The organism is Streptomyces sp. NPDC056161, from assembly GCF_042268025.1.
Classification (GTDB): Bacteria; Actinomycetota; Actinomycetes; order Streptomycetales; family Streptomycetaceae; genus Streptomyces.
Window position 1 is genome coordinate 15,277 of sequence record NZ_JBHJUV010000077.1, and the last position, 26,073, is coordinate 41,349.

Consider the following 26,073-nt stretch of genomic DNA (forward strand, 5'->3'; position numbering starts at 1 on the left):
GGCTGGTTCTGGGGGCGCAGGCGGCGCCCTGAAGGGGCGCGGGGAACTGCGCGACCGGCCACGACGTCGCGGCGGACGAACGACGGGTCATCGCGGTGCTTCCGGCGGTGTGCTCAGGGTGAGTCACCGTGGCGGGCTGGTTCTGGGGGCGCAGGCGGCGCCCTGAAGGGGCGCGGGGAACTGCGCGACCGGCCACGACGTCGCGGCGGACGAACGACGGGTCATCGCGGCACTTCCGGCGGTGTGCTCAGGGGCAGCCACCGCGGTCCCCGGCCCGCAACAGTCACCGCGGCCCGCAACAGTCACCGCGGCCCGCGGCCCGCGGCCGACGCGTGACTGGACGGTGCCGGACGCCCGCCGCACGAGAACGCGCCGTCCCACCCGCCCCGCTACAACCGCCCGATGTCCCCGCGCGGCATCCGCGGCGCCCGCCGCGCCGGGATCCGTCCGCTCAGCAGGATCAGCCGGGTCGCCCGATGCCGCTGACCCGCGTACGGCTCCAGCAGCGACAGCATCACGGAGTCGTCCGCGTGCCGGTCCCCGGCGAGCGCCCAGCCCACGATCCCCGGCAGGTGCAGGTCCCCGACGGTCACCGCGTCCGGTGCTCCATGGCTGCGCTGCACGGTCTCCGCCGACGTCCAGGGGCCGATCCCCGGCACGACCTGCAACCGCGCCTGCGCGTCCGCCGGTTCCAGGCGAACCGCCTCCTCCAGCCGCGCGGCGACCCGTACGGCCCGCAGGATCGTCGACGCCCGCTTGTCGTCGACCCCGGCCCGGTGCCACTCCCAGGAGGGAATCAGCGCCCAGGTCCGCGGCGCGGGCATCACCCACATACTCCCCTCCACCGGCCCCGGCGCGGGCTCCCCGAACCTCCGCACCAGCAGCCGCCAGGCCCGGTACGCCTCGTCGGTCGTGACCTTCTGCTCCAGGACAGACGGGATCAACGACTCCAGCACCAGCCCGGTACGGGTCAGCCTGAGCCCCGGACGCCGGTGCCGGGCGACGGCCACCAGCCGGTGCCGCGGCGCGAACGCCTCCGGGTCGTCCGCGGCGCCGAGCAACTCGGGCAGCCGTTCCAGCAGCCAGTCCGCCCCGGGGCCCCACGCCTCACCGCGCACCCGGCCGTCGTACGCCGACACCCGCAGCGTCCCGGGCCCGGCGGGCGTCCGGCTGGCCCGCCACACGGATCCGTCCGGCGCGGCCCGGAACGTGGGATCCGCCGGTCCACGCCTGAGCGGCCCCAGCACCAGTCCGATGTCGAGCTGCCACTCCGGCGCCCAGGTCCGTACCCGCTCCGGAGCCGGACCGGCGGGTCGCGGCACACCCGCGGGCACGGCGGCCTGCCCACCGCGCACGGTGGTGCGCGTGGGCCGCGGAGCGAATCGTCCTGCCATGGCAGAGGTCCCAGAGCTTCCGGTGTCGTCTAATACCGTCTGACGAGGTCCAACGAGGTCCAACGAGGTCCAACGAGGTCCAACAAGATCTGACGCGGTCTACGAGGCCCATCAGGTCTACGAGGCTGCCATTCCCACGGCTGCGCTCTAACTGGGTGACCCCAGTTCCCCCTTCCCCTCTCCCCCCAGCTCCCCGCGTCCCGCGAAGTCGTTGCCGAACCGCGGCGGTCACCGCACTTCGACGAAGGCCGACACCTCGCGCTCCGGACGTTCCCGGGGCCGCTCGGCCGGATGCCCGACCGCGACCGCACCCATCGGATCCCAGTCCTGCGGGAGCCCGAGCACCTCGCGCACCACGTCCCGGCAGAACATCGTCGACGACACCCAGGCCGAGCCCAGCCGCTCCCCGGCCAGCGCGACGAGGAAGTTCTGCACGCCCGCGCCCGTGGCGACCACGAACATCTCCCGCTCGGCACCGTCCCGCCGTGCGTCCCCGTAGGTGTGCGAGCCGTCCATCACCAGACACGGCACGACGAGATACGGCGCGCCCCGTAGCACCTCGCCGCGGCGCACCCGCTTGTCGATCGACTCCTCGCTCTTGCCGTCCCGCCGCAGATCGGTGATCCACGCCTCCCGCATGGCGTCGAGCAGCCGGGTCCGCGCCGCCGCCGACTCCAGCAGTACGAACCGCCACGGCGTCGTGTGGTGCGGCGCTGGCGCGGTCACCGCGGCGGCCACCGCCCGTCGCACCGCACCGGGATCGACGGGCTCGTCGGTGAAGGCCCGTACGGTGCGGCGCAGGGTCACCGCTTCCCGTACGGCCTCGGAGGTGCCGAGCCGGAACATGTCGTCGCGGGCGTCGCGCACCAGGGCCCGCGCACCCTCCGCCTGGTCACCGCTCACCAGCTGGGACAGCCCGCGCAGCACCGCCACCGGCCGCCCGGTCGCCTTGCCCTTCACCAGGTCGCCCGCGGCGGCCAGTTCGTCCGCCGTGGCGACGACGGTGGCGCTGAGCGGATTGCCGTACGCGTCGGTGCCGCCCCGCAGATCGTCCAGGACGCGCACGCCCGCAGCGCCGATCGCCACGTCCGTGAGCCCCGCCCGCCAGGGCCGCCCGAAGGTGTCGGTGACCACGACCCCGACGTCCACGCCGAGCACGTCGCGCAACCCGTCGCGGATCGCGCGCGCGGACGCGTCGGGGTCCTCGGGCAGCAAGAGCACCGTGCCCGCCGGGGTGTTGGAGGCGTCGACCCCGGCGGCGGCCATGACCAGGCCCTGCCGGTTCTCGACGATCCGCAGCGGGCCGCGTCTGGCCACCACCCGTACGGTCTCCGCGTCGATCGCCGCCTCCCGGTCGGCTGCCTCGACGACGCGCCCCTCGGCCTTGGAGACGACCTTGGAGGTGACGAGCAGCACGTCCCCGTCGAGCAGTCCCGGCTCGGCCGCGGCGATCAGCTTCGCCAGGTCGTCGCCCCGGTGGACCTCGGGAATCCCGGCGACGGCCCAGACCCGGAACCCGTCCGCACCGCGCCCCGACCCCGCACCCCCGACCGGTCCGTCCGTCCGCCCCGCACCCCCGACCGGTCCGTCCGTCCGCCCCGCACGGCCGACCGGTTCCTCCGCCCGCCCCACGCCACCGGCGACGGCCTTCCCGCCGTCGGCAGGCACCCGCGAGCCGCCCGCGGACACACGCGCGCCCTCGGCAGGCCCGCGCGAGCCGTCGGCAGGTACACGGCCGCCTCGGCCGCGCGCAGTCGCCCCGTCGGTCCCGCCCGGCGCAGTCGCCCCGTCGGCCCCGCCCGGCGTGCCGATCATCTCGCCGCTCAAGCTCCCCGCACCTCCTCCGCGAGCGCCAGCGCCGCACGCGCCATCTGCGCCGTCGCGGCCACGTCCGTCATCATCAGGGGCACGGCCCGGCAGCGGATGCCGGCCGACTCGACCCGCTCGACCGCGTCCGCGTCGACCGTGTCGACGAGCCAGCCGTCGAGCAGGCCCGAGCCGTAGTGCTCGGCGACCGCGGCCGCCGTGGACTCCACGCCCACCGCCGCGAGCACCTTGTCGGCCATCCCGCGCACGGGCGCGTTCCCGACGATGGGGGACAGGCCCACCACCGGCACGCCCGCGTCGGCGATGGCCTCCCGGATGCCGGGCACGGCGAGGATGGTGCCGACGGAGACGACCGGGTTGGACGGCGGGAAGAGAATCACGTCCGCCTCGGCGAGGGCCTCCAGGACGCCCGGCGCGGGCTTGGACTGCTCGGCCCCGACCGGCACGACGGCCTCGGCCGGGACCGAGGCGCGCAGCCGCACCCAGTACTCCTGGAAGTGGACGGCCTTGCGCTCGCCGTCGATCTCGACCGCCACGTGCGTCTCGACCCGGTCGTCGGTCATGGGGATCAGCCGTACGCCCGGCTTCCAGCGGTCGCACAGCGCCTCGGTCACCGCGCTCAGCGGATAGCCCGCGCCGAGCATCTGCGTCCGCACGATGTGCGTGGCGAAGTCCCGGTCGCCGAGCCCGAACCACCCGGGTCCGACCCCGTACGCCCCGAGTTCCTCCTTGAGGTGGAAGGTCTCGTCGGCCCGCCCCCAGCCCTGCTCCTCGTTGATGCCGCCGCCCAGCGTGTACATCACCGTGTCGAGGTCCGGGCAGACCTTCAGCCCGAAGAGGTGGATGTCGTCGCCGGTGTTGCCGATCACCGTGACGTCCGCGTCCGGCGCGGCCTGCTTCAGACCGCGCAGGAACCGGGCACCGCCGATGCCGCCTGCCAGAACCACAATGCGCATGGAATCAGTGTGTCAGCCGGGTACGACAACGCGTCAGGCAGTCAGTGGACGCGGCACGCCGCGGGCCTCGCAGTGCGGGGCGGTGTGCATGGTCATCTCGGTGAGGCCCGGATGGTAGACGTGCAGGCTGACCGCGGGCTCCAGCGCGTCGTTGACCACCTCGTGCACATATCCCGGCGCGAACACCCGCTGCACGCCCGGCGCCAGCACGCGCGCGCCCCGCGCGGACCGCTCCGTCAGCGCGCCCTCCAGGACCGTCAGCACTCCGGAGGACCGGCCGTGGTCGTGTCGTCCGGTGCCCTGCCCGGGGACCCAGGACAGCAGCCACACCTCGTAGCCGGGGCCGGTGCGCAGCCGGTGGTACCAGCGGGTCGTCGCGTCGTACCGGACCAGATGCGCCCACTGGGCGCGGTCGGCCGCGACGGAGCGGGCGAGGCCCACGAAGCCGGCGACGGTTTCCGGGTGCTCGCGCGGGGGCTGGAGCAGGTGGGGGACTTCGAGGATGTCGCCGGCGATCTGGAGGTCGTTGTCGCTGTTCATCGTGGTGCTGTGGGTCCTCGGCGGGAAGTGGCGGGGGGCTTCGGGACGGGCTTCGGGACGGACTTTGCGACGCGGGAGCGACGAGGGGAGAAGGAGACGCGGAGGGGGAGCGAAGAAGAGGGGACGCGGAGTGGAGAAGAAAAGGGAGAGCGGTGGGGCCGGGCGAAGCGGAGCGGACGGAGCGCGGAGGCTTCGGGGAGGCGGGCTGGGGCAGGCAGCGGCCGAGTCGGACGGATGGGACGGACTCGGGGGAACAGCCGGAGCGCGCTTGGCTCAACAGCCGCAACAACAACAGCTGCGGCGAGCGCGGGCAGCACCGTGGGACCCGGCGGAGCGGGTCGGGGTGAGAGCCGAGTTCGCGAGCATGCCCACAAGGACATCGGTTCACACCCGCAGTGTCAACTTGGCATCCGATATGTGGCACATGTTTCACCTCATCCGGTTCCTCTCCGGGGTGAAAGGTTTGCCCGTCGGGCCGCGGGGAGACATCGCGCACATCCGGGAGTGCGGGTTCCGCCGGAACGCGGGCGAACTCCTGGGCGTCCTTCAGCGTACGGATCCCCGCAGATCGCCGTACGGGTTCGGCGCCCTCCCGGGGCCTCGGCGGCATGTCAAGGTTTATGGCGATTTGAACACTTTCCGCACGGCCTTGGTTCCGCAGAGTGAATAACGGGCCCAATAGCAGATCTCGGCTTGACTCGCCCGGAGCAGCACACTTGTAATTTCACTCGTGTCGTTCAGCCGAAATCGGTAACGGCCGCCACACGGGGACGTGAAAGACAGACGAGGGGCGCACATGACCGAGCTGGTGCAGCAACTGCTGGTCGACGACGCGGACGAGGAACTCGGCTGGCAGGAGCGCGCGCTGTGCGCCCAGACCGATCCCGAGTCCTTCTTCCCCGAGAAGGGCGGCTCGACCAGAGAGGCCAAGAAGGTCTGTCTCGCCTGCGAGGTCCGCTCCGAGTGCCTCGAATACGCCCTCGCCAACGACGAGCGCTTCGGCATCTGGGGCGGCCTGTCCGAGCGTGAGCGCCGCAGGTTGAAGAAAGCGGCCGTCTGATCGGGGCGGTACGGAACCTTCACGCACATACGTCACGAACGGCCCGTAGCCGGTGGGTTATCCACAGGCGGCGGGCCGTCGTCATGCCCAGCCGATAGTGTGGTCGCTCGTCCGAGACGCCGCGCCGCCCCCTCGGGGTGCGGGCGTCCACCACAGTCCACCGAACCGGGGCCCGTACCTCGATGTCCGTGCACAGCCATACGGCAGCCAGTCAAGACGCCGCTGCCGCCGCAGCGTTCGATCCGGCCCGCCCGGCGGCGTTCGAGCCTGCCCACTCGGCAGCCTTCGACCCCGCCCGTCCGCCCGAGTTCCCGCGGCACGTGGTGACCGCGGTGCTCGTCTCCCACGACGGCGCCCGCTGGCTGCCCGACGCGCTCGCCGGGCTGTTCGGCCAGGAGCGGCCCGTCCAGCACGCGATGGCGGCCGACACCGGCAGCGCGGACGAGTCCGCCCAGCTGGTCACCGACGCGCTCGGCGCCGACCGCGTGCTGCACCTCGCCCGCCGCACCGGCTTCGGCCAGGCCGTCGAGGAGGCCAACCGCACCGCGCCCGTCCTCACCCCGGACGAACTGCCCTACCTCAAGCGCCCCAGCGGCTGGGACCCCGTCACGCGCACCTGGCGCGACGAGGCGTACGACATGCCGGAGCTGCCGCACGGGGAGCCCGTGCAGTGGCTGTGGCTCCTGCACGACGACTGCGCCCCCGAGCCCGACGCCCTGGCCCAGCTGCTGCGCGTGGTCGACAACGAGCTGGAGCTGGGCCGCGACGACGTAGCCGTCGTCGGCCCCAAGCTCCGCGGCTGGTACGACCGCCGCCAGCTCCTGGAGGTAGGCGTCAGCATCGCCCACTCCGGCCGCCGCTGGACCGGCCTGGACCGCCGCGAACAGGACCAGGGCCAGCACGACCACGTGCAGCGCGTCCTGTCCGTCTCCACCGCGGGCATGCTGATCCGGCGCGACGTCTTCGAGGAACTCGGCGGATTCGACCGCCGGCTGCCCCTCATGCGCGACGACGTCGACCTGTGCTGGCGTGCCCATTCCGCCGGCCACCGCGTCCTCATCGCCCCCGAGGCCGTCGTGCGGCACGCCGAGGCCGCCTCCCGCGAGCGCCGCACCGTCGACTGCGGCGGCCGCACCACCGCCTCCCCGCACAAGGTCGACAAGGCGGGTGCCGTCTACACCCTCCTCGTCAACGCGCGTACGGCGGTGCTGCCCTGGATCCTGCTGCGGCTGGTGCTCGGCACGCTCCTGCGCACCCTCGCCTACCTGGTCGGCAAGGTCCCCGGCCAGGCCGTCGACGAGGTCCGCGGTCTGCTGGGCGTCCTGCTGCGGCCCGAGCGGATCCTCGCCGGCCGGCGCAGCCGCGGTCGCCCCCAGGTCGACAAGGGCGAGCTGCGCCCGCTGTTCCCGCCGCCCGGCGCGACCGTGCGGGCCACCGTGGAACAGGTCGCGGGCAATGTCTTCGGCGCGTCCGACCCCGAGGTCTCCTCGGCCGGACGGCACGGCGGCGCGGTGGAGTCCGGCCCCGGCGGCGACGACGCGGACTTCCTGGAGATCGAGCAGTTCGCCCGCCTCAAGCGCATCGCCCGCAAACCCGGCCCCGTCCTCTTCCTGGTCCTGCTGCTGGTCTCGCTGGTCGCCTGCCGCTCCCTGCTCGGCGGCGGCGCGCTGTCCGGCGGCGCCCTGCTGCCCGCACCGGCCGACGCCGGCGGGCTGTGGTCGCGCTATCTCGACGCCTGGCACCCAGTGGGCACCGGCGGCACCCCGTCCGCGCCGCCCTACCTGGCGATCGTCGCGATGCTGGCGTCCGTGCTGTTCGGCTCGACCGGCCTCGCAGTCACCGTGTTGCTCGTCTGCTCGGTTCCGCTGGCCGGCGTCACCGCGTACTTCGCCTCCCGCCCGCTCGTCACCTCGCGCCTCCTGCGCGCGTGGGCGGCCATCGCCTACGCCTTCCTGCCCGCCGCCACCGGTGCCCTCGCGAGCGGCCGGATCGGCACCGCCGTGCTGGCCGTGCTGCTGCCGCTGATCGCCCGCGCGGGCATCGCCGCGAGCGGCCTGGCACACGGCTCGGGCGCGCGCGGCAGCTGGCGCGCCACCTGGGCGTACGCGCTGCTGCTGACCGTCACCACCGCCTTCACGCCCATCGTGTGGCCCATCGCGCTGATCCTGGGCATCGGCGTGCTGGCCGTGCGCCGCGGCGACCTCCCCGCGCAGGGCCTGCGCTTCCTGACCCAGTTGGGCACCCCGCTGCTGGTCCTCGCGCCGTGGTCGCTGTCGCTGCTCCCGTTCGGCTTCTTCAAGGAGGCGGGACTGGAGTACGGCGCCTCGGCGGCCTCCGCGCTCGACCTGCTCGGCGCGAGCCCGGGCGGCCCCGGCACGGTGGACGGGCTGATGCTCATCGGCATCGTGCTGGCCGCGCTGGCCGCCCTGCTGCGCTCCGAACGCCAGTCGGGCATCTACCGGGCCTGGGCGGTCGCCCTGGTGGCCCTCGTCTTCGCGGCCCTGTCCAACGGCTCCGCCTGGGCCGGCCCCGCCACCCTCGTGTACGGCATCGCGCTGCTCGCCGCCGCCGTGCTCGGCGCCGACGGGGCACGCGCACGCGTGGCCGAGCAGAGTTTCGGCTGGCGCCAGCCGGTCGCCGCGCTGATCGCCTTCGCGTCGGCCGCGGGCCCGCTGCTGGTCGCCATGGGCTGGATGATCGGCGGCGCCGACGGACCGGTGGAGCGGCGCGACCCGGTGCAGGTGCCCGCGTTCGTCGCCGAGGACAGCGACACCGAGGACCAGGCCCGCACCCTGGTCCTCGACAGCGACTCCGGCGCGCAGGTGCGCTACACCCTCGTCCGCGGCTCAGGCGCCCGCATGGGCGACGCCGAACTCGCCGTCGCGCAGGGCGAGAGCGCCACCCTCGACAAGGCCGTCGCCAACCTCGTCGCCGGTTCCGGCGCCGACCAGGCGGACCAACTCGGCGGCTTCGCGGTGCGCTACGTCATCGTCCACAAGGGCGCGCCGCGCGAGATGAGCCGCGTCCTCGACGCCACGCCCGGCCTGAGCCGGCTCAGTGAGCAGGACGGCAGCGCGCTGTGGCGCGTCGACCAGCAGGTCTCGCGCGCGGCCATCGTGTCCGGCAACGGCTCGGGCACCCCGCAGCCCGTGGCCGCCGGTCCTGTTGACGTCCACACCACCGTTCCGTCCGGCCCGGACGGCCGTGTCCTGCGGCTGGCCGACGCGGCCGCCGACGGCTGGACCGCCACCCTGGACGGCAAGCCGCTCACCCGTACCACGGTCGACGGCTGGGCCCAGGGCTTCGAACTCCCCGCCGAGGGCGGCACGCTGGACGTCGCCTACGACGCCCCGATCGGCCACACCGCCTGGCTGTGGGCCCAGGGCGCACTCGCCGTGGTCCTGGTCGTGCTCGCCCTGCCCGGCCGCCGCCGCGACGTCGACGACGACCTGCCCGAGGAAGCCGCCGTCCCCGCTCAGGCCGTGGCCGGGGAGGGCCGCCGGGCCCGCCGCCTGCGCGCCCAGGCGGATGCCGAGGACTCCGGCGCGCCGGAGGCACCCGACCCGGACGGCCCGCCGTCCGCCGAGGAGGCTCCGGCCGCCGTACCGCACCAGCAGACCTACGACACGCCGGTGCCCCCGGGCGAGGACACGACGGCCTGGGGCAACGACACGGGCGCCTACGCGGGCACCGAGTACTACGGCGACCAGTACCAGGGCGCCGACCAGTACCAGGGCACGGACCAGTACCAGGGCGCCGGTCATTACCAGGGCGGCTACGACCAGCAGACCTACCAGGCGGACCCGTACCAGAGCGGCCAGTACGACCCGTACGGGTACGACGGCGCTCCCCAGCAGGGTGCCTACGACCCGACGTACCAGCAGGGTTACGAGCCCGGCTACGACGCGGGCTACGACCCGCATTACGACCCGGCGGCCCACCCCCACCCCCATCCCCACCACGGCACCGCCAGCGAGCGCCCCGACGGGAGCCAGCAGTGAAGCGCACCACCCTGTCCCTGATCGCCGGCACGGCCGCGCTCGCCGCCGTCACCGGTTTCGCCACGCTGGAGACCCCGGCCGCCTCCGGCGCGGCCGCTCCCGAGGCGGCCGCCCAACTCCCCGTGGAGCGCACGAGCCTGCTGTGCCCGGCGCCGAGCCTCTCCGACATCGCCGAGACGTCGTACACGTCCTTCACCCCGGTCACGAAGGGCACGAAGGGCGACGGCAAGGCCGAACTGAAGCCGGTGACCGAGGAGTCGGCGGACGGCACCGGCGACACGGGCAAGGGCAAGGGCAGCAAGAAGGACGCCGAGCCGGTGCTCACCCCCGAGGCGCCCGGCACCCCGGCCACCGGTGACACCTCCGGATCCGACACGCCCGCGCTCGCCGGCACCGCCGAGGGGAAGTCGGCGCCCGGCTGGACCGTCCAGGAGACCACCTCGATCGCCGCGGGCACCGGCCGCGGCCTACAGGGCGTCACCTGTACCGCGGCGGACACCGAGTTCTGGTTCCCGGGTGTCTCCACGGCCGCCGACCGTACCGACTACGTGCACCTCACCAACCCCGACGACGGCGCGGCCGTCGTCGACCTGGATCTGTACGGCAAGGACGGCGCGATCAAGTCTACGGTGGGGGAGGGGATCACGGTCCCGCCGCACTCCAGCAAGCCCGTCCTGCTGTCCACGCTGGCCGGCGACGCGCAGAGCGACCTCACACTGCACGTCAACGTCCGCAGTGGGCGGGTCGGCGCGGCCGTCCAGGCCCTCGACGCCAAGACCGGCGGCGACTGGCTGGCGGCGGCCGGCGACCCGGCCGACACGCTGGTGCTGCCCGGCATCCCGAAGGACGCCACCGACGTCCGGCTGATCGCCTTCACCCCCTCGGACAGCGACGCGGACCTGAAGATCCGCCTGGCCTCCGCGGACGGCCTGATCACCCCCGCCGGGAACGAGACGCTGCGCGTGAAGGCGGGCATGACGACGGCCGCCGACCTGGGCGAGCTGACCCGGGGAGAAGCGGGCTCCCTCGTCCTGATGCCGGGGGACCAGTCGGTGCCGGTGATCGCCGCCCTGCGGGTGACCCGCGGCAAGGGCGACAAGCAGGAGACCGCCTTCATCCCGGCGACCGAGCCGGTGGGCGCGCGGGCGACAGCCGTCGGCAACAGCGCCAAGGGCACGACCCTGTCCGTCACCGCACCCACCGCCGCCGCCGAGATCAAGGTGACGGCCTCGGCCGGCACCGAGGGCGGCACACCCGTGACGAAGTCCTACCGGGTCAAGGCGGGAAGCACCCAGGACATCGAGATCCCGGCCCCGTCCGGCCTGAAGGGCACGTACGCGCTGACGGTCGAGACCGTCTCCGGCGGCCCGGTGTACGCCTCCCGCACCCTCACCGACACCCAGGAGGGCATCCCCGGCTTCACGGTCCAGACGCTCCCGGACGACCGGGGAACGGTCGCGGTCCCGCGGGCGGACCAGGACCTCTCGGTCCTCCAGCGCTGAGCGGGGCGACAGACGGGCGGCACGTCACGGAAGGGACGCGGCGGCCTCGGAGGGACGCGACCGTACGGGGGACACCCGGGGTGTGCCGTACGGAGGGGACACCCGGGTGTGCGGGAGGGGCGCTCGGGTGTGCGGGAGGGGCGCTCGGGTGTGCGCGCTCAGTCCTCGCCGTAGCGGGGATCGACCGTCTCCGGGGTGAGCCCCAGCAACTCGGCGACCTGCTCCACGACGACCTCGTGCACCAGCGCCGCCCGCTCGTCCCGCCCCTTCGTACGGATCTCCACGGGCCTGCGGTACACCACCACGCGCGCCCGGTGCCCGTCGTGCGCCGCCACGGTCCGGCCGAGCGGCACGGCCTCGTCGCTCCAGACGTCACCGGGCTGTCCTTGGAGCTTGGGCACCTCCAGCACCTGGAAATCGATGTCGGCGAGCTGCGGCCAGCGCCGCCCGAGCCGTTCCACGGAGTCCTGCACCAGGTCCGCGAACGCCTCCGCGCGCGATGCCGCGAGCGGCACCTGCGGCGGGGCGATGGGCCCGCGCATGCCACGCCCGTGGCGGTCACGACGACGGGGCCCGGGGCCGACGGCACGGGGCGGTACACGGTTGTCCATCACTGGTGAAGCGTAGTCCTCGCGCGGTCCGCCCGCCGGTCCCCCACACGCCGACCGGGACGCCGACCGGGCACCGTGTACCGCATGTCGTGGGATGACCATTCCAGCCAAGGTTGAGCACGTTTCGGCGTCTCTCCGGGACCGTCGCCCTCAAGCCAATTGGCGTTGTTTGTGCCGACTCATGACCGGATGCCCGCGTGCCGCGGACGGTGGGCGGGTCTGTTCACGCAGGTCAGGAAAGTGTGATCGCGGGAGCGTGTGGGGCGTCTCACAGCACGACACGGTGGAGTGACCTGGTGGAGAGTCGTCGCGGCCCGCTCAAGAGTGCGGTACCGTCCAACGTCGTGAGCCCTGTACGTCGCTGTTCGCGCACCGCCTGCGGCCGACCCGCCGTCGCGACGCTGACGTACGTCTACGCCGACTCGACCGCCGTCCTCGGCCCGCTCGCCACCTACGCCGAACCACACTGCTACGACCTGTGCGCCGAGCACTCCGAGCGCCTGACCGCTCCGCGCGGCTGGGACGTCGTCAGGCTCCTCGACGGCTCCGCTCCGGCCCGCCCCAGCGGTGACGACCTGGAGGCGCTCGCCAACGCCGTGCGCGAGGCGGCCCGCCCCCAGGAGCGGGCGGCCGAGGCGGGCGGCGGGGCACGCACGGCGGACCCCATGGAGGTCGCCCGCCGCGGTCACCTCCGGGTGCTGCGCTCACCGGACAACTGATTCCCGCGCGCCGTCCCGCGCCGCCGGCCCTCCGCACGACCGACTCCCCGTGGAATCTTCCGCGGATCGACGCACACCCATTGACGCATGGTTGTCGCGGACACGACCATTCCGTCAGCTGAAACGAGAAATCGATTTCCGTATGCCGGAAAACGATGAGGCCCGGGGAGGCCCCCCGTGTACGTCCAGCACCTCGATCCCGTCGCCGCTTCACTCGGCCTGTCCGCCCTGGTCGCGGCCCTGCCGCTCGTCATCGTCCTGGTCCTGCTCGGCGGCGTCCGCATGAAGGCGCACCAGGCTGGTCTGATCGGCCTCCTCGCGGCCGTTCTGGTCGCCTGGCTCGCCTACCGCATGCCGCTGGAGCAGACGCTGTCAAGCGCCGTCCAGGGGGCCGCGTTCGGCCTCTTCCCGATCCTGTGGATCGTCATCAACGCCCTGTGGGTGTACCGGATGACCGTCCGCACCCGGCACTTCGACATCCTGCGCCGCTCCTTCGGGCGGCTGTCCGACGACCCGCGCATCCAGGCCCTGGTGGTCGCGTTCTGCTTCGGTGCCCTCCTGGAGGCCCTGGCTGGATTCGGCGCGCCGGTCGCCATCTGCTCGGTGATGCTCGTCGCCCTCGGCTTCGACCCGGTGCGCGCCGCGGTGGTCTCCCTGGTCGCCAACACCGCGCCGGTCGCCTTCGGTGCCATGGGCACCCCGGTCGTGACGCTCGCTCAGGTCACCGGGCTGCCACTGGACTCCGTCGCCTCCGTGGTCGGCCGGCAGACACCACTGCTCGCCCTGGCGGTGCCGCTCGTCCTCATCGGGCTCGTCGACGGGCGCCGCGGGCTGCGCGAGACCTGGGTGCCCGCCCTGGTGTGCGGAGTCGCCTTCGCGGCCGCCCAGTTCGCCGCCTCCAACTACGTCTCGGCGCAACTCGCCGACATCGCCGCCTCCCTGGTCGGCGCCGGCGCCCTGGTCGCCGTACCGCACGCGCGCGTGCCCGCCACGGAGACCGTACGGGCGTCCGTGCTGACCGGCGTGCGCAGCGCGGACCTGGACGAGTCCGACCCGCGGCCCGAAGTCCTGCGCGCCTACGCCCCGTACGCGTTCATCGTGGTGATCTTCTCCCTGGCGCAGGTCCCGGTCGTCAAGGACTGGCTCGCGCGAACGACGCAGACGTACGACTGGCCCCTCCTGAACGTCGCCGCCCCCGACGGCACCCCGGTCAGCGGGAACGTCTTCAGCTGGCCCGTCGTCTCCGCGGGCGGCACACTCGTGCTGTTCGCCGGAGTGTGCACCGCGGCCGTGCTCGGCGTGCACGCGCGCGTGGCGGTGCGCGAGTGGGCCGCGACGGTGCACGAACTGAGGTTCGCGATCCTCACCGTGACGTCCGTGCTGGCCCTCGCCTACGTCATGAACCTCTCCGGACAGGCGGCGACGATCGGCCAGTTCGTGGCCGCCGCCGGCGCCGGACTCGCCTTCCTCTCCCCGGTCCTCGGCTGGTTCGGAGTGGCCGTCTCCGGATCCGACACCTCGGCGAACGCCCTCTTCGGCGCCCTCCAGGTGAGCGCGGCCCGCGAATCGGGACTGTCGCCCGAACTGCTCGCCGCGGCCAACAGCTCCGGTGGTGTCCTCGGCAAGATGATCTCGCCGCAGAACCTGACCATCGCCTGCGCCGCGGTCGGCCTGGCCGGCCGCGAGGGCGACCTGCTGCGCAAGGTGCTGCCCTGGAGCGCCGGGCTGCTCCTGGTGATGTGCCTGATCGTGGTCCTCCAGAGCACACCGGTGCTCGGGTGGATGCTGCCGTGAGCCGCACGGGCCTGCTGATCTGGGCTGTTTTGGCGGGGGCGGCTGCCGGTCCGGGCCGCGGCGGTGGGGACCGGACGGCGGTCTGGGCCGCGGCGGTGGGGGCCGGACAGCCCTCTGCGCTGCGTCGGTGAGGGGCGGCGCGCTCTGCGTTGCGGCGGTGGGGGCCGGGCGCCGTCGGCAGGGGCCGCGCCGACGTGGTCCGGGCGCCGTCGGCGCGACCTGCGTAGGCCGGACCCGGACCTGCCGTGAGCCGTGCCCACGCCGTCCGGCCGGGAGCCGACCCGGCGGCGCGGCGGGGAGCCTTTGGGCGTCTTCAGCGGACCTCCGGTTCGTACGGGTAGTTTGTGCGGACCGATAGGACTTCAGGAGGGTTGGCCGTGGCTGCTGATCTGTCGCAGATCGTGAAGGCGTACGACGTACGCGGAGTGGTCCCGGACCAGTGGGACGACTCGCTGGCCGAACTCTTCGGGGCGGCGTTCGTCCAGGTCACCGCCGCCGACGCGATCGTGACCGGCCACGACATGCGACCGTCCTCGCCCGGCCTGTCCCGCGCCTTCGCGCGCGGTGCGGCCGCCCAGGGCGCCGACGTCACCGAGATCGGCCTGTGCTCCACCGACCAGCTGTACTACGCCTCGGGCGCCCTCGGCCTGCCCGGCGCCATGTTCACGGCCTCGCACAACCCGGCGCGCTACAACGGCATCAAGATGTGCCGCGCGGGCGCGGCGCCGGTCGGCCAGGACACCGGGCTGGCCCAGATCCGTGAACTGGCCGAGCGCTGGCTGGAGTCGGGCGCCCCGCAGCCCGCCGAGCGGCCGGGAACCGTCACCGGGCGCGACACGTTGAAGGACTACGCGGCGCACCTCCGCTCCCTCGTCGACCTGGCCTCCATCCGCCCCCTGAAGGTCGTCGTGGACGCGGGCAACGGCATGGGCGGCCACACGGTCCCCACGGTCTTCGCCGGCCTGCCCCTGACCCTGGTCCCGATGTACTTCGAACTGGACGGCACGTTCCCGAACCACGAGGCCAACCCGCTCGACCCGGCCAACATCGTGGACCTGCGGCAGCGGGTGCGCGCGGAGGGTGCCGACCTCGGCATCGCGTTCGACGGCGACGCCGACCGGTGCTTCGTCGTCGACGAGCACGGCGATCCCGTGTCCCCGTCGGCGATCACCGCCCTGGTGGCCGCGCGCGAACTGGCCCGCAACGGCGGGCAGGGCACGGTCATCCACAACCTCATCACCTCCTGGTCGGTCCCCGAGGTCGTCAAGGAGCACGGCGGTGTCCCGCAGCGCACCCGGGTGGGCCACTCCTTCATCAAGGCGGAGATGGCGCGCACCGGCGCGATCTTCGGCGGCGAGCACTCCGCGCACTACTACTTCAAGGACTTCTGGAACGCCGACACGGGCATGCTCGCGGCGCTGCACGTCCTCGCCGCCCTCGGCGGCCAGGACGCTCCCCTGTCCGCCCTCGTCGCCCAGTACGACCGCTACGTCGGCTCCGGTGAGATCAACTCCACGGTCGCCGACCAGAAGGCCCGCCTCGCCGCGATCCGCGCCGCCTACGCCTCCCGGGAAGGCGTCACCTTCGACGACCTCGACGGCCTCACCGTGTCCACCGCCGACTGGTGGTTCAACGTCCGCCCCTCCAACACCGAACCCCTGCTGCGGCTGAACGCGGAGGCCCGCGACGAGGCGACCATGGTCAGGGTGCGGGACGAGGTACTGGCGATCATCCGGGGCTGACGACCGCCCGGAAGCGGACCGCTGCCTACCGCTTCGGCACGGGCGCCTGACGACCCCCTCGGCGCGGGCCGTCGTGCCGTGGGGGTCCGGTCGGGGCCGCCGTTCTTTGCACGCCGGGGTCGCCATCCTTTGCACGCCGGGGTCGCCGTGCCGAGCCGTCAGCCGTTCGGCGGGGTCGCCGTGCCGAGCCGTCCGGCGTGGGAGGCGTTGTGCCGTACCGCCGAGGCCGCGTCGGGTCGGCCGGCCGGCTGATGTGCTGTGCCGTGTAGGGCCGGGGCCGCTGTGCCTCGTAAATACAGGGCCGCTGTGCCGCGTAGGGCAGGGCGGCCGTGCCGTCAGCCGTCAGCCGTCAGCCGCCGAGGCGAGGCAAGGCAAGGCAAGGCAAGGCGGGGCGGGGCGGAACGTGCAGGCAGGCCGCGTCGTGCCGAGCGGTTCGAAGAGCGGCGCCGTCACTGGATCCGGCTTCCGGGCGCCGCGCCGTCCCGACCCAGTCGGCGTGCCGCCGTCCCGGCACCGTCTGATGTGCGGCGCCGTCCTCGACCCCACCTGGGGCATGCCCCAGATGGGCGCGCCCCCGCCGTACCGTCCTCCGGCACGAGCCGTCTCCCGTCCGCCCCGGCCGGACATCCCAAGGCTCGCCCGGCCCCCGCGGCCGGGTCCCACAGCGGTACCCTGACCAGGCACATCAGTGCACGACCGTATCCGCTCGAAGGGACACCCCATGCCGCTGGAAGCCGGCCTCCTGGAGATCCTCGCCTGCCCGGCCTGCCACGCTCCCCTCAAGGAGCAGGACTCCGAGCTGATCTGCACCGGTCAGGACTGCGGCCTCGCGTACCCCGTCCGCGACGGCATCCCGGTCCTCCTCGTCGACGAGGCCCGCCGCCCCGCCTGAGGACGAGCCCCACCCCCTGGACCGGCCACCGGCCCGGGCCCCGGGGCCGCCCACCGAGGCGCCCACCCGCACAGACGAGCCGCCCATCAAGGACCCCGGCGCATCGGAGGCAGTCGCCCATGCTCGACGAATCGCTGCTCGACACCCCGGAGGGCCTCGCCGAGGCCGACCGCCGAGGTCTCCTGCGGGGCGCCGCGGAAGCCGGTGCCCGCGTACGCGTCGCCGCCCGGCAGGCCATCGAGGCCGGCATCGGCGGCCTCAAACCGGACGGCAGGCCCCGGTCGGTCCTGATCGCCGGACCCGGCGCCGCCGCCACCCACGCCGCCGACTTCCTCGGCTCGCTCGCCGGCCCCGGCAGCCCCGTCATCCGGCTCGCCCCCTCCGGCGTCGCCCCCGCGGCCGGCGCCCTGCGCTGGGAACTGCCCGGCTGGGTCGGCTCCGTCGACCTGCTGCTGATCGCCACCCCGGACGGTTCCGAACCCAGCCTCTCCCTCCTCGTCGACCAGGCGTACCGCCGCGGCTGTTCGGTCGTCGCCGTGGCCCCCGCCCGCACCCCGTTGGCCGAGGCGGTCACCGGAGCGCACGGCCTCTTCGTACCGATGGCCACCGCCCCTTACGACCACGAGGAGCCACTCGCCGCGTCCTCCCCGGGCGTCCTGTGGGCGCTGCTCACCCCGCTGCTCGCGCTCCTCGACCGCGTCGGACTCGTCACCGCCCCGTCCGATGCCCTGGACCAGGTCGCCGACCGCCTGGACCAGGTCGCCGAGCGGTGCGGCCCGGCCATCGTGACCTACAGCAATCCCGCCAAGACGCTCGCCGCCGAACTCGCCGACGCGCTCCCGGTGATCTGGACCGAGGGCGCCGCGGCCGGTCCGGCGGGCCGGCGTTTCGCCGCGGCCCTCGCCGAACTGGCCGGCCGCCCCGCCCTCGTCGCGGAACTTCCCGAGGCGCTCGCCGCCCACAGCGCGCTGCTCGCCGGCCCGCTCGCCGCCAGCGCCGATCCGGACGACTTCTTCCGCGACCGGGTCGACGAGTCCCCCGCGCTCCACGCGCGCGTGGTGCTGCTCCGCGACCGTCCGATCGGCGGCCTCACCGCCGCCCAGGGCGCCCGTGACCTGGCCCTCAGCCACGACACGCCCATCAGCGAGCTGGAACCGGCATCCGGCGACGAACTGGAGACCCTGGCGGAGCTGATCGCCATGACGGATTTCGCCGCCGTTTACCTGGCGCTCGCTTCAGGAGCCTGACCTGGACACCCAGGGGGGCCCGGCCCGGCCACCAGATCCCGACCGGTCACCGGATCCCGAAGTTCCCGACCGGTCTCCGGATCCCGAAGATCCCGACCGGTCTCCGGATCCCGAAGATCCCGACCGGTCTCCGGATCCCGACCCGCCAACAGATCGCGACCAGACACCGGCCCCCGATCGGCCGTCACCCCGACCGGTCGTACGCGGGACCGACCCCAGACATACGCGGCGACAGTACGCACACATCCGGCAGAGAGAGCCCCATGGACCGCCTCGACAACACCATCCGCCCCTACGCCTGGGGCTCGGCCACCGCGATCCCGAAGCTCATCGGCGTCGAGCCGACCGGCGAACCGCAGGCCGAGATGTGGATGGGCGCCCACCCCGGCGCCCCCTCACGCACCCCGCGCGGCACGCTCGTCGACGTCATAGACGTGGATCCGAAGCGGGAACTCGGACCGGAGGCGGTCGCCAAGTTCGGGCCGCGGCTGCCGTTCCTGCTGAAGATCCTCGCGGCCGGCGCCCCGCTCTCCCTCCAGGTCCACCCCGACCTCGAACAGGCCAGGCAGGGGTACGAGGACGAGGAGCAGCGCGGCATCCCGGTGGACGCCCCGTACCGCAACTACCGGGACGCCAACCACAAGCCCGAACTGATCTGCGCGCTCACCGAGTTCGACGGCCTGTGCGGCTTCCGCGACCCGCTCCGGGCCGCCGACCTCCTCGACGGCCTCGGCGTCGACACCCTGAAGCCGTACGTGGATCTCCTGCGCGCCCGCCCGGCGGACGCCGCGCTGCGCGAGGTCCTCACCGCCGTCCTCACCGCCGACCGCGACGAGATGGCCCGCACCGTCGCCCAGGCCGCCACCGCCTGCGCCCGCCTCGGCGGCGACCACGCCCCCTACGCCGACATCGCCCGGCACTACCCCGGCGACCCCGGCGTCATCGCCGCCATGCTCCTCAACCACGTCCGCCTGCAACCCGGCGAGGCCCTGTTCCTCGGGGCCGGCATACCGCACGCCTACCTGAACGGCCTCGGCGTCGAGATCATGGCCAACTCCGACAACGTCCTGCGCTGCGGCCTCACCCCCAAGCACGTCGACGTCCCCGAACTCCTGCGCATCGTCCGCTTCGAGGCGAGCGACCCGGGCGTGCTGCGCCCGGAAGCCTCCCCGGACGGCGAGGAGGTCTACGAGACCCCCATCGACGAGTTCCAGCTCTCCCGGTACGTCCTCCCGGCGGGCGGCACCACCCACGACCTCACCCTGCCGACCCCGCAGATCCTGCTCTGCACGGCCGGCACGGTACGGGCGGGCGAGCACGAACTGACCCCCGGCCAGTCCGTGTTCGTACCGGCGGCCGACAAGGCGGAGGTGTCCGGAACCGGAACAGTCTTCCGGGCCACCGTGCGCCTCTGACCCGACTTGTCCGATCATCCGACCGGGGTTGTGGATACCTGGCGCACCGCGAACAGACGGGGCTGCAAGAATGGCCCATCGGCAAAGGGCGGGCAAAGGCGACCGGCATCGGCCCGCACGGCGTAGCGGTACGTAGGGGAAGGGACAACGCGACACATGAGCGCGTCAGGCGGCACCAAGGCGATCGTGGCGGCACTCAGCGCCAATCTCGCGATCGCGGCATCGAAGTTCGTGGCGTTCGCGTTCAGCGGATCATCCTCGATGCTCGCCGAGGGCGTCCACTCGCTGGCCGACTCGGGCAACCAGTTCCTGCTGCTCATCGGCGGCAAGAGAGCCCAGCGCGAGGCCACCCCGCAGCACCCCTTCGGCTACGGCCGTGAGCGGTACATCTACGCCTTCCTCGTCTCGATCGTCCTCTTCTCGATCGGCGGCATGTTCGCCGTCTATGAGGGCTACGAGAAGATCAGCCACCCCCATGAGCTGGAGAACTGGTACTGGCCGGTGGGCGTCCTCGTCTTCGCGGTCATCGCCGAGGGCTTCTCCTTCCGCACCGCCATCAAGGAGTCCAACGAGCTCCGCGGCAAGCTCTCCTGGTCGCAGTTCATCCGCCGGGCCAAGGCACCCGAGCTGCCGGTGGTCCTGCTGGAGGACTTCGGCGCCCTGATCGGCCTCGTCCTCGCCCTCGGCGGCGTCGGCCTGTCCGTCCTCACCGGCGACGGCATCTGGGACGGCATCGGCACGCTCTGCATCGGCCTCCTGCTCGTCGCCATCGCCCTCGTCCTCGCCGCCGAGACCAAGTCGCTGCTGCTCGGCGAGGCCGCCGGCACCGAAGAGGTCAAGAAGATCGAAGCCGCGATCGTCGACGGCGAGACGGTCACCGGCATCATCCACATGCGCACGCTCCACCTCGGCCCCGAGGAACTGCTGGTCGCCGCGAAGGTCGCGGTCCAGCACGACGACACGGCCACCGAGGTCGCGGACGCCATCAACGCCGCCGAGGCCCGCATCCGCACCGCCGTCCCGATCGCCCGCGTCATCTACCTGGAACCGGACATCTACAGCGAGGCCGAGGCCACCAAGGGCCCGGACCCGGAAGCCGCCCCCGGCGGCCCCACCCCGCACGCCGCCGGGCACTGACCCCGGTCCGCCCACGGGTGCCCGCCGGCCCCTACCGCCCCGGGAAAGGCGTGAAGTGTTCGGAGGCGGACTGGGGCGGCGCGGTCCCGCGGTGTAGCTTGGGACGGAGCCAGACGTCGCTGCTGATGGCGGTCGGGCGGCCCCAGTACGGGGGCCGACCGAGGGAGAGAGGGCCTCCGACGAACTGCGCTGCGCGTACGTGGGCATGCCTGTGTCCTCTTCTCGGGCACCCCTGTGTCCGCCGCCGCGCAGACCAGCCGTACCCACCTCGCCCCAACCCCGAGGAGCAGCTCGCAATGACGACTGTCGACAACCGACAGGACTTCAAGGTCGCCGACCTCTCCCTGGCCGAGTTCGGCCGCAAGGAGATCACCCTCGCCGAGCACGAGATGCCCGGCCTCATGGCGATCCGCAAGGAGTACGCGGAGACGCAGCCCCTCGCCGGCGCCCGCGTCACCGGCTCCCTGCACATGACCGTGCAGACCGCCGTCCTCATCGAGACCCTGGTCGCCCTCGGCGCGCGCGTCCGCTGGGCCTCCTGCAACATCTTCTCCACCCAGGACCACGCGGCCGCCGCCATCGCCGTCGGCCCGAACGGCACGCCCGACAACCCGCAGGGCATCCCGGTCTTCGCCTGGAAGGGCGAGACCCTGGAGGAGTACTGGTGGTGCACCGAGCAGGCACTGACCTGGCCGGACGCCGCCACCGGCGGCCCGAACATGATCCTCGACGACGGCGGTGACGCCACTCTCCTCGTCCACAAGGGCGTCGAGTACGAAAAGGACGGCAAGGTCCCCGGCGTGGAGACCGCCGAGTCCGACGAGCACCGCGTCATCCTCCAGCTGCTCCACCGCACCCTGGGCGAGAACCCCCAGAAGTGGACCCAGCTGGCCTCCGAGATCCGCGGTGTCACCGAGGAGACCACCACCGGCGTCCACCGCCTGTACGAGATGCAGCGCGACGGCGTCCTCCTCTTCCCGGCGATCAACGTGAACGACGCCGTCACCAAGTCGAAGTTCGACAACAAGTACGGCTGCCGCCACTCCCTGGTCGACGGCATCAACCGCGCCACCGACGTCCTGATCGGCGGCAAGACCGCGGTCGTCTGCGGCTACGGCGACGTGGGCAAGGGCTGCGCGGAATCCCTGCGCGGACAGGGCGCCCGCGTCATCATCACCGAGATCGACCCGATCTGCGCGCTCCAGGCCGCGATGGACGGCTTCCAGGTCACGACCCTCGACGAGGTCATCGACAAGGCCGACATCTTCGTCACCACGACCGGCAACAAGGACATCATCATGGCCTCCGACATGGCCAAGATGAAGCACCAGGCGATCGTCGGCAACATCGGCCACTTCGACAACGAGATCGACATGGCCGGCCTCGCCAAGGTCCCGGGCATCGTCAAGGACGAGGTCAAGCCCCAGGTCCACACCTGGACCTTCCCGGACGGCAAGAAGCTCATCGTGCTGTCCGAGGGCCGCCTGCTGAACCTGGGCAACGCCACCGGCCACCCGTCGTTCGTGATGTCCAACTCCTTCGCGGACCAGACCCTGGCCCAGATCGAGCTGTTCGCCAAGCCCGACGAGTACCCGACCGGCGTCTACACGCTGCCCAAGCACCTCGACGAGAAGGTCGCCCGCCTCCACCTGGACGCACTCGGCGTGAAGCTGACCACGCTGCGCCCCGAGCAGGCCGCGTACATCGGCGTGGAGATCGAGGGCCCGTACAAGCCCGACCACTACCGCTACTGAGCCGGACCACCGCTACCACTGAGCACCACCCGCAGCGGATCCACCGGGAGGTGTGCGTCCGGCCATGGACGCACACCCCCGGCGGCAGCCCCTCCGAGGCAGGCCCCCGCACCCCCGTGCCGGGGGCCTGCCCCGTTGGTCCGACCGGCCGTTACACCGGCCGGGGCGGCCCGTCGAGCCGACCGGACCACCCGCCCGTCAAGCCCCAGGACCCCCATGCCCCGCGGCCGCTATGCGCTCCTCGATCCGCACGATCACACCCCCTTCGCACAAGAACACTTCCAGTGCGCCCCCGGCCCCTCCGGCTGGCGCTACGTCTCCCGGCTGACCACCCCTTCGGGCCACCCCAGCGGCTCCGTCGACCTGACCCTCGACGAACTCGGCCGCCCCATCCGCCTCGAACTCCACGCGGGCGGCTGGCAGGTGCGCGGCGCCGCCCTCGACGGAGTGACCTGGGTCCGCACCGACCCCACCGGCTCCCATGCCACCGAAGGCAATGTGCGCGCCCACGCCTTCACCGGCACGTCCCCCGCGTTCCTCATCGCCACCGTCCGTCTCCTGCGCCTCACTCCGTCCGACTCCGCGACCCGCGTACGCCTCGTGGCCTTCACGGACCCGGTCCTCGCCCCGCGCACCGTGGACCAGTCCTGGGCCTTGGTGAACAGCGAAGCACACGCCACTGACAACGGCCCGCTGACCGTGGACGAATACCAGGTCACAGCCTTGGACACGGGTGAACGGCACACCGTTCACATCGCAGGCGACGTGGTGCTCGCCGCACCCGGCATCGAACTGGACGATCTCGACTCCCCGCCGTCGGTCTTCGGCTGACCGGATCACCCGAACCGCCCGTACCACCCGAACCGCCCGAATCATCCGGACCGCCCGAACCGGCCGCACGCGGCCCGTACCCCCGGCACGGCGGTCCCGCGGAGCGCGGACGCCCCGACGGACCGCCGCCCAGCCCCTACGCGGGTGGTACGAAGCCGGTGGCGGGCCGGTCGTCCGGTGCCCCAGGGCGGGCGGCTGCCGACCCGGGCGGGGCGCCGGGCGCCGGGTTCCGCCCGGCATCGCCGACGGGATACTCCACCGGCCGTTCAGCCTGCGGCCGATACGCCGGCGCGGGAGTCGGCGGTACCGGAGGGCCATATCCGCCCACAGGGCCATATCCGCCCACAGGGCCATACCCGCCCGGAGGGACGTACCCGCCTGGCGCACCGGCCGCGGCCGGAGAACCAACCGCTCCACCAGCGGCCGCACCGTCCGGGACCTGTCCACGCCCGAAAGCACGCCGGGCCTCCCGCGCCTGGCGCTCCTGCACCACCGCCGCCAGGTACGCGGCCGGCGGCACGCCCTGCGGCGTCGGCACCCCCGTGCCCGCCGCCAGGTCGGCCGCCAGCCGTTCCGCCATGGCCCAGGACACCTGTGGGTCGAGTTGCTGCATCCGCGTCAGGTACTGGCGGACGGCGAGCCACAGGCTGTCCGGAACCGCCGACAGATCAAGCCCCGCGAAGCGCCCAGCCAGCCATGGCGGGGGCGGAGGCACGAACGCCGTCCGCCCGGAGGGCACCCGCTCCCGCACGACCAGCGTGCCCGCGAAGACGTCCCCGAGGCGCCGCCCCCGAGCCGACACGAGCGAGGCGATGCACGCGATGACCCCGAACGTCAGCAGAATCTCGACGACACCGAGCGCCCCGCGCATCAGCGCGTGCCGGAACCGGATCGGCCCGCCGTCGTCCCGGACCACCCGCAACCCGCACGCCATCTTCCCCAGCGATCGACCATGACTGAGTGTCTCCACCGCGATCGGCCCGCCCACCAGTACCAGCAGGAACGACGCAACAGACAGCGCGACCTGCGCCGCCTCGTCCAAGGACGACGTCGACGCCACCAGAACCGTCGCCACGGCGATGTAGACGAGCACGGCCACGGCCAGATCGAGCAGCACCGCCAGCGCCCTGCTCGGCAGCTTGGCGGGCCGCAGTTCGAGCGCCACCGCCTCGCCGGTCACCAGCTCACTCACACCCGTCCTCCTTCCCCTGGCCTGCCCCGAGAACCGCAAGTCTGCCAAGCTGAAGGCGCAGCGCCGCCCCAGTAGGACAAACCGACAGTCACGACGAGCGGTCGACGACCAGCCGAGGAGCAGGCACACCCGATGGACCTGGACGTCTTCGTCACCGCCCACCGAGCAGAATGGGACCGCCTCGACGCCCTGCTGCGCCGCCGTGGCCGCCTCAACGGCACCGAAGCCGACGAACTCGTCGCCCTGTACCAGCGCACCGCGACCCACCTCTCACTGATCCAGTCCAGTGCCCCCGACCCTCAGCTGACGGGCCGGCTCAGCCAACTCGTGGCACGCGCGCGCAGTGCCGTGACCGGAACGCGCCGCGCCTCCTGGCGTGACGTGACCCGCTTCCTGGGCCAGGGCTTTCCCGCCGCGGTCTACCGGGCGCGCCACTGGTGGGTGCCGACCGCGCTGCTGTCCACGGTTGTCGCGGTTCTCCTGGGATGGTGGATCGGTGCTCACCCCGAAGTGCGGTCCTCGATCGTCGCGCCCAGCCAGTTGCGCGATCTGACCCGCCCTGGCGGCGAGTACGAGACGTACTACTCAAGCCACCCGGCCGCCTCCTTCGCCGCCCAGGTATGGACGAACAACGCCCAGGCCGCGGCGATGTGCCTGGTCCTCGGAGTCTTCCTCGGCCTCCCTGTGCTCTGGATCCTCTTCCAGAACATGCTCAACCTGGGTGTCGGCTTCGGCCTGATGTCATCGGCCGGCCGACTCGACACCTTCCTCGGTCTGGTCCTCCCCCACGGCCTGCTGGAGCTGACCGCCGTCTTCGTCGCCGCGGGTACGGGCCTGCGCCTGGGCTGGACCGTCGTCGACCCCGGTCCACGCACCCGCCGCACCGCTCTCGCCGAGGAGGGCCGGGCCGCGATCGGCATGGCGATCGGCCTCGCTCTCGTCCTTTTCGTCTCCGGCGCCATCGAAGGCTTCGTCACCCCCTCCGGCCTGCCCACCTGGGCTCGCATAGCCATCGGAATCGCTGCCGAGCTGGCTTTCCTCGGGTACGTCTTCGTACTCGGCGGCCGTGCCGCTCGCGCGGGCGACAGGGGCGACCTGGCGACATCCGAACGCAGTGCGACCGCACCCACGGCCGCCTGATGTGCGGACACTGATGTTGACCTGCTAGTCTCCTCTTCGCCCCGGGCTACCCGTTGACACGGGCCTCTCGGGGAGGTAGATTCAAACAGTTGCCCAGAACTGGACAGGTTCTGCGGCGGTCGTTAGGATCTATCTGCTTCTTTGTGAACATGGTTCCAAGAAGCCTCTCTCCCGATTTACTCAGGAATGAGTGGCCGGTCAGACCGGTCGAGAATCTCTGATAAAGTCGGAACCGCCGGAAAGGGAAACGCGAGAGCGGGACCCCGGAAAGCACCGAGGAAATCGGATCGAGAAAAGGTCTGATAGAGTCGGAAACACC

General features: G+C 72.8%; 19 protein-coding genes. 13 read left to right on the top strand and 6 right to left on the bottom strand.

The annotated features are described in order from the left end of the window. Positions 1-389: 389 nt before the first annotated feature. The 4 genes from ACFC09_RS41340 to ACFC09_RS41355 form a co-directional block, all read right to left on the bottom strand. Positions 390-1,394: a DNA-3-methyladenine glycosylase family protein gene (locus tag ACFC09_RS41340; RefSeq protein WP_376537492.1), complete on the bottom strand. Its 1,005-nt coding sequence runs from the start codon at positions 1,392-1,394 to the stop codon at positions 390-392. A 228-nt stretch (positions 1,395-1,622) separates the two neighbouring features. Further along, positions 1,623-3,062: a coenzyme F420-0:L-glutamate ligase gene (locus tag ACFC09_RS41345; protein WP_376537494.1), complete on the bottom strand. Its 1,440-nt coding sequence runs from the start codon at positions 3,060-3,062 to the stop codon at positions 1,623-1,625. Between the two features lie 155 nt (positions 3,063-3,217). Further along, the gene (cofD, locus tag ACFC09_RS41350; protein WP_376537496.1) at positions 3,218-4,177 is read right to left on the bottom strand and encodes a 2-phospho-L-lactate transferase; all 960 of its coding nucleotides are present in this window, start codon (positions 4,175-4,177) and stop codon (positions 3,218-3,220) included. Positions 4,178-4,210: 33 nt separating this feature from the next. Beyond that, positions 4,211-4,717 carry a cysteine dioxygenase family protein gene (locus tag ACFC09_RS41355; protein WP_376537498.1) on the bottom strand — a complete coding sequence of 169 codons (507 nt, stop codon included), beginning with the start codon at positions 4,715-4,717 and terminating at the stop codon, positions 4,211-4,213. 796 nt (positions 4,718-5,513) lie between these two features. Here ACFC09_RS41355 and ACFC09_RS41360 point away from each other — a divergent pair. The 3 genes from ACFC09_RS41360 to ACFC09_RS41370 all read left to right on the top strand — a co-directional run bounded on the left by ACFC09_RS41360 (position 5,514) and on the right by ACFC09_RS41370 (position 11,280). After that, positions 5,514-5,777, top strand: coding sequence for a WhiB family transcriptional regulator (locus ACFC09_RS41360; protein WP_003975777.1), 264 nt, complete (start codon positions 5,514-5,516; stop codon positions 5,775-5,777). A 182-nt stretch (positions 5,778-5,959) separates the two neighbouring features. Beyond that, the gene (locus tag ACFC09_RS41365; protein WP_376537500.1) at positions 5,960-9,778 is read left to right on the top strand and encodes a glycosyltransferase; all 3,819 of its coding nucleotides are present in this window, start codon (positions 5,960-5,962) and stop codon (positions 9,776-9,778) included. After that, positions 9,775-11,280, top strand: a complete 1,506-nt coding sequence (locus ACFC09_RS41370) for a DUF5719 family protein (protein WP_376537502.1) — start codon at positions 9,775-9,777, stop codon at positions 11,278-11,280. Before ACFC09_RS41365 ends, ACFC09_RS41370 begins: the two co-directional genes overlap by 4 nt. Positions 11,281-11,438: 158 nt before the next feature. Here the strand turns inward: ACFC09_RS41370 and ACFC09_RS41375 are convergent, their stop codons facing one another. Then, positions 11,439-11,891, bottom strand: coding sequence for a metallopeptidase family protein (locus tag ACFC09_RS41375; RefSeq protein ID WP_376537524.1), 453 nt, complete (start codon positions 11,889-11,891; stop codon positions 11,439-11,441). Positions 11,892-12,187: 296 nt separating this feature from the next. Here ACFC09_RS41375 and ACFC09_RS41380 point away from each other — a divergent pair, with 296 nt between their 5' ends. From ACFC09_RS41380 to ACFC09_RS41420, 9 genes are all read left to right on the top strand, one after another. Next, positions 12,188-12,610, top strand: coding sequence for a DUF3499 domain-containing protein (locus ACFC09_RS41380; RefSeq protein WP_376537504.1), 423 nt, complete (start codon positions 12,188-12,190; stop codon positions 12,608-12,610). Between the two features lie 177 nt (positions 12,611-12,787). After that, positions 12,788-14,404, top strand: a complete 1,617-nt coding sequence (locus ACFC09_RS41385; protein WP_376537506.1) for an L-lactate permease — start codon at positions 12,788-12,790, stop codon at positions 14,402-14,404. 377 nt (positions 14,405-14,781) lie between these two features. Next, positions 14,782-16,146 (top strand): phosphomannomutase/phosphoglucomutase, encoded by a 1,365-nt coding sequence (locus tag ACFC09_RS41390; RefSeq protein WP_376537508.1) that lies wholly within the window; start codon positions 14,782-14,784, stop codon positions 16,144-16,146. A gap of 721 nt (positions 16,147-16,867) precedes the next feature. Beyond that, positions 16,868-17,038 carry a Trm112 family protein gene (locus tag ACFC09_RS41395; RefSeq protein WP_109005418.1) on the top strand — a complete coding sequence of 57 codons (171 nt, stop codon included), beginning with the start codon at positions 16,868-16,870 and terminating at the stop codon, positions 17,036-17,038. Between the two features lie 119 nt (positions 17,039-17,157). Further along, positions 17,158-18,285 (top strand): SIS domain-containing protein, encoded by a 1,128-nt coding sequence (locus ACFC09_RS41400; protein ID WP_376537510.1) that lies wholly within the window; start codon positions 17,158-17,160, stop codon positions 18,283-18,285. Positions 18,286-18,548: 263 nt separating this feature from the next. Beyond that, entirely contained in the window at positions 18,549-19,700 is a 1,152-nt protein-coding gene (gene manA / locus ACFC09_RS41405) for a mannose-6-phosphate isomerase, class I (RefSeq protein ID WP_376537512.1), read from the top strand. Between the two features lie 156 nt (positions 19,701-19,856). Continuing rightward, complete coding sequence (locus ACFC09_RS41410) at positions 19,857-20,837, top strand: cation diffusion facilitator family transporter (RefSeq protein WP_376537513.1); 981 nt, start codon at positions 19,857-19,859, stop codon at positions 20,835-20,837. A gap of 296 nt (positions 20,838-21,133) precedes the next feature. Next, positions 21,134-22,591: an adenosylhomocysteinase gene (gene ahcY / locus ACFC09_RS41415; RefSeq protein ID WP_376537515.1), complete on the top strand. Its 1,458-nt coding sequence runs from the start codon at positions 21,134-21,136 to the stop codon at positions 22,589-22,591. 216 nt (positions 22,592-22,807) lie between these two features. Next, positions 22,808-23,422 (top strand): hypothetical protein, encoded by a 615-nt coding sequence (locus ACFC09_RS41420; protein WP_376537517.1) that lies wholly within the window; start codon positions 22,808-22,810, stop codon positions 23,420-23,422. A gap of 136 nt (positions 23,423-23,558) precedes the next feature. On the opposite strand, the gene ACFC09_RS41425 is transcribed toward ACFC09_RS41420, so the two are convergent. Further along, positions 23,559-24,614, bottom strand: coding sequence for an RDD family protein (locus tag ACFC09_RS41425; RefSeq protein ID WP_376537519.1), 1,056 nt, complete (start codon positions 24,612-24,614; stop codon positions 23,559-23,561). 132 nt (positions 24,615-24,746) lie between these two features. Between ACFC09_RS41425 and ACFC09_RS41430 the strand changes: the two genes are divergently transcribed. Then, positions 24,747-25,754 (top strand): stage II sporulation protein M, encoded by a 1,008-nt coding sequence (locus tag ACFC09_RS41430; RefSeq protein ID WP_376537520.1) that lies wholly within the window; start codon positions 24,747-24,749, stop codon positions 25,752-25,754. Positions 25,755-26,073 lie beyond the last annotated feature (319 nt).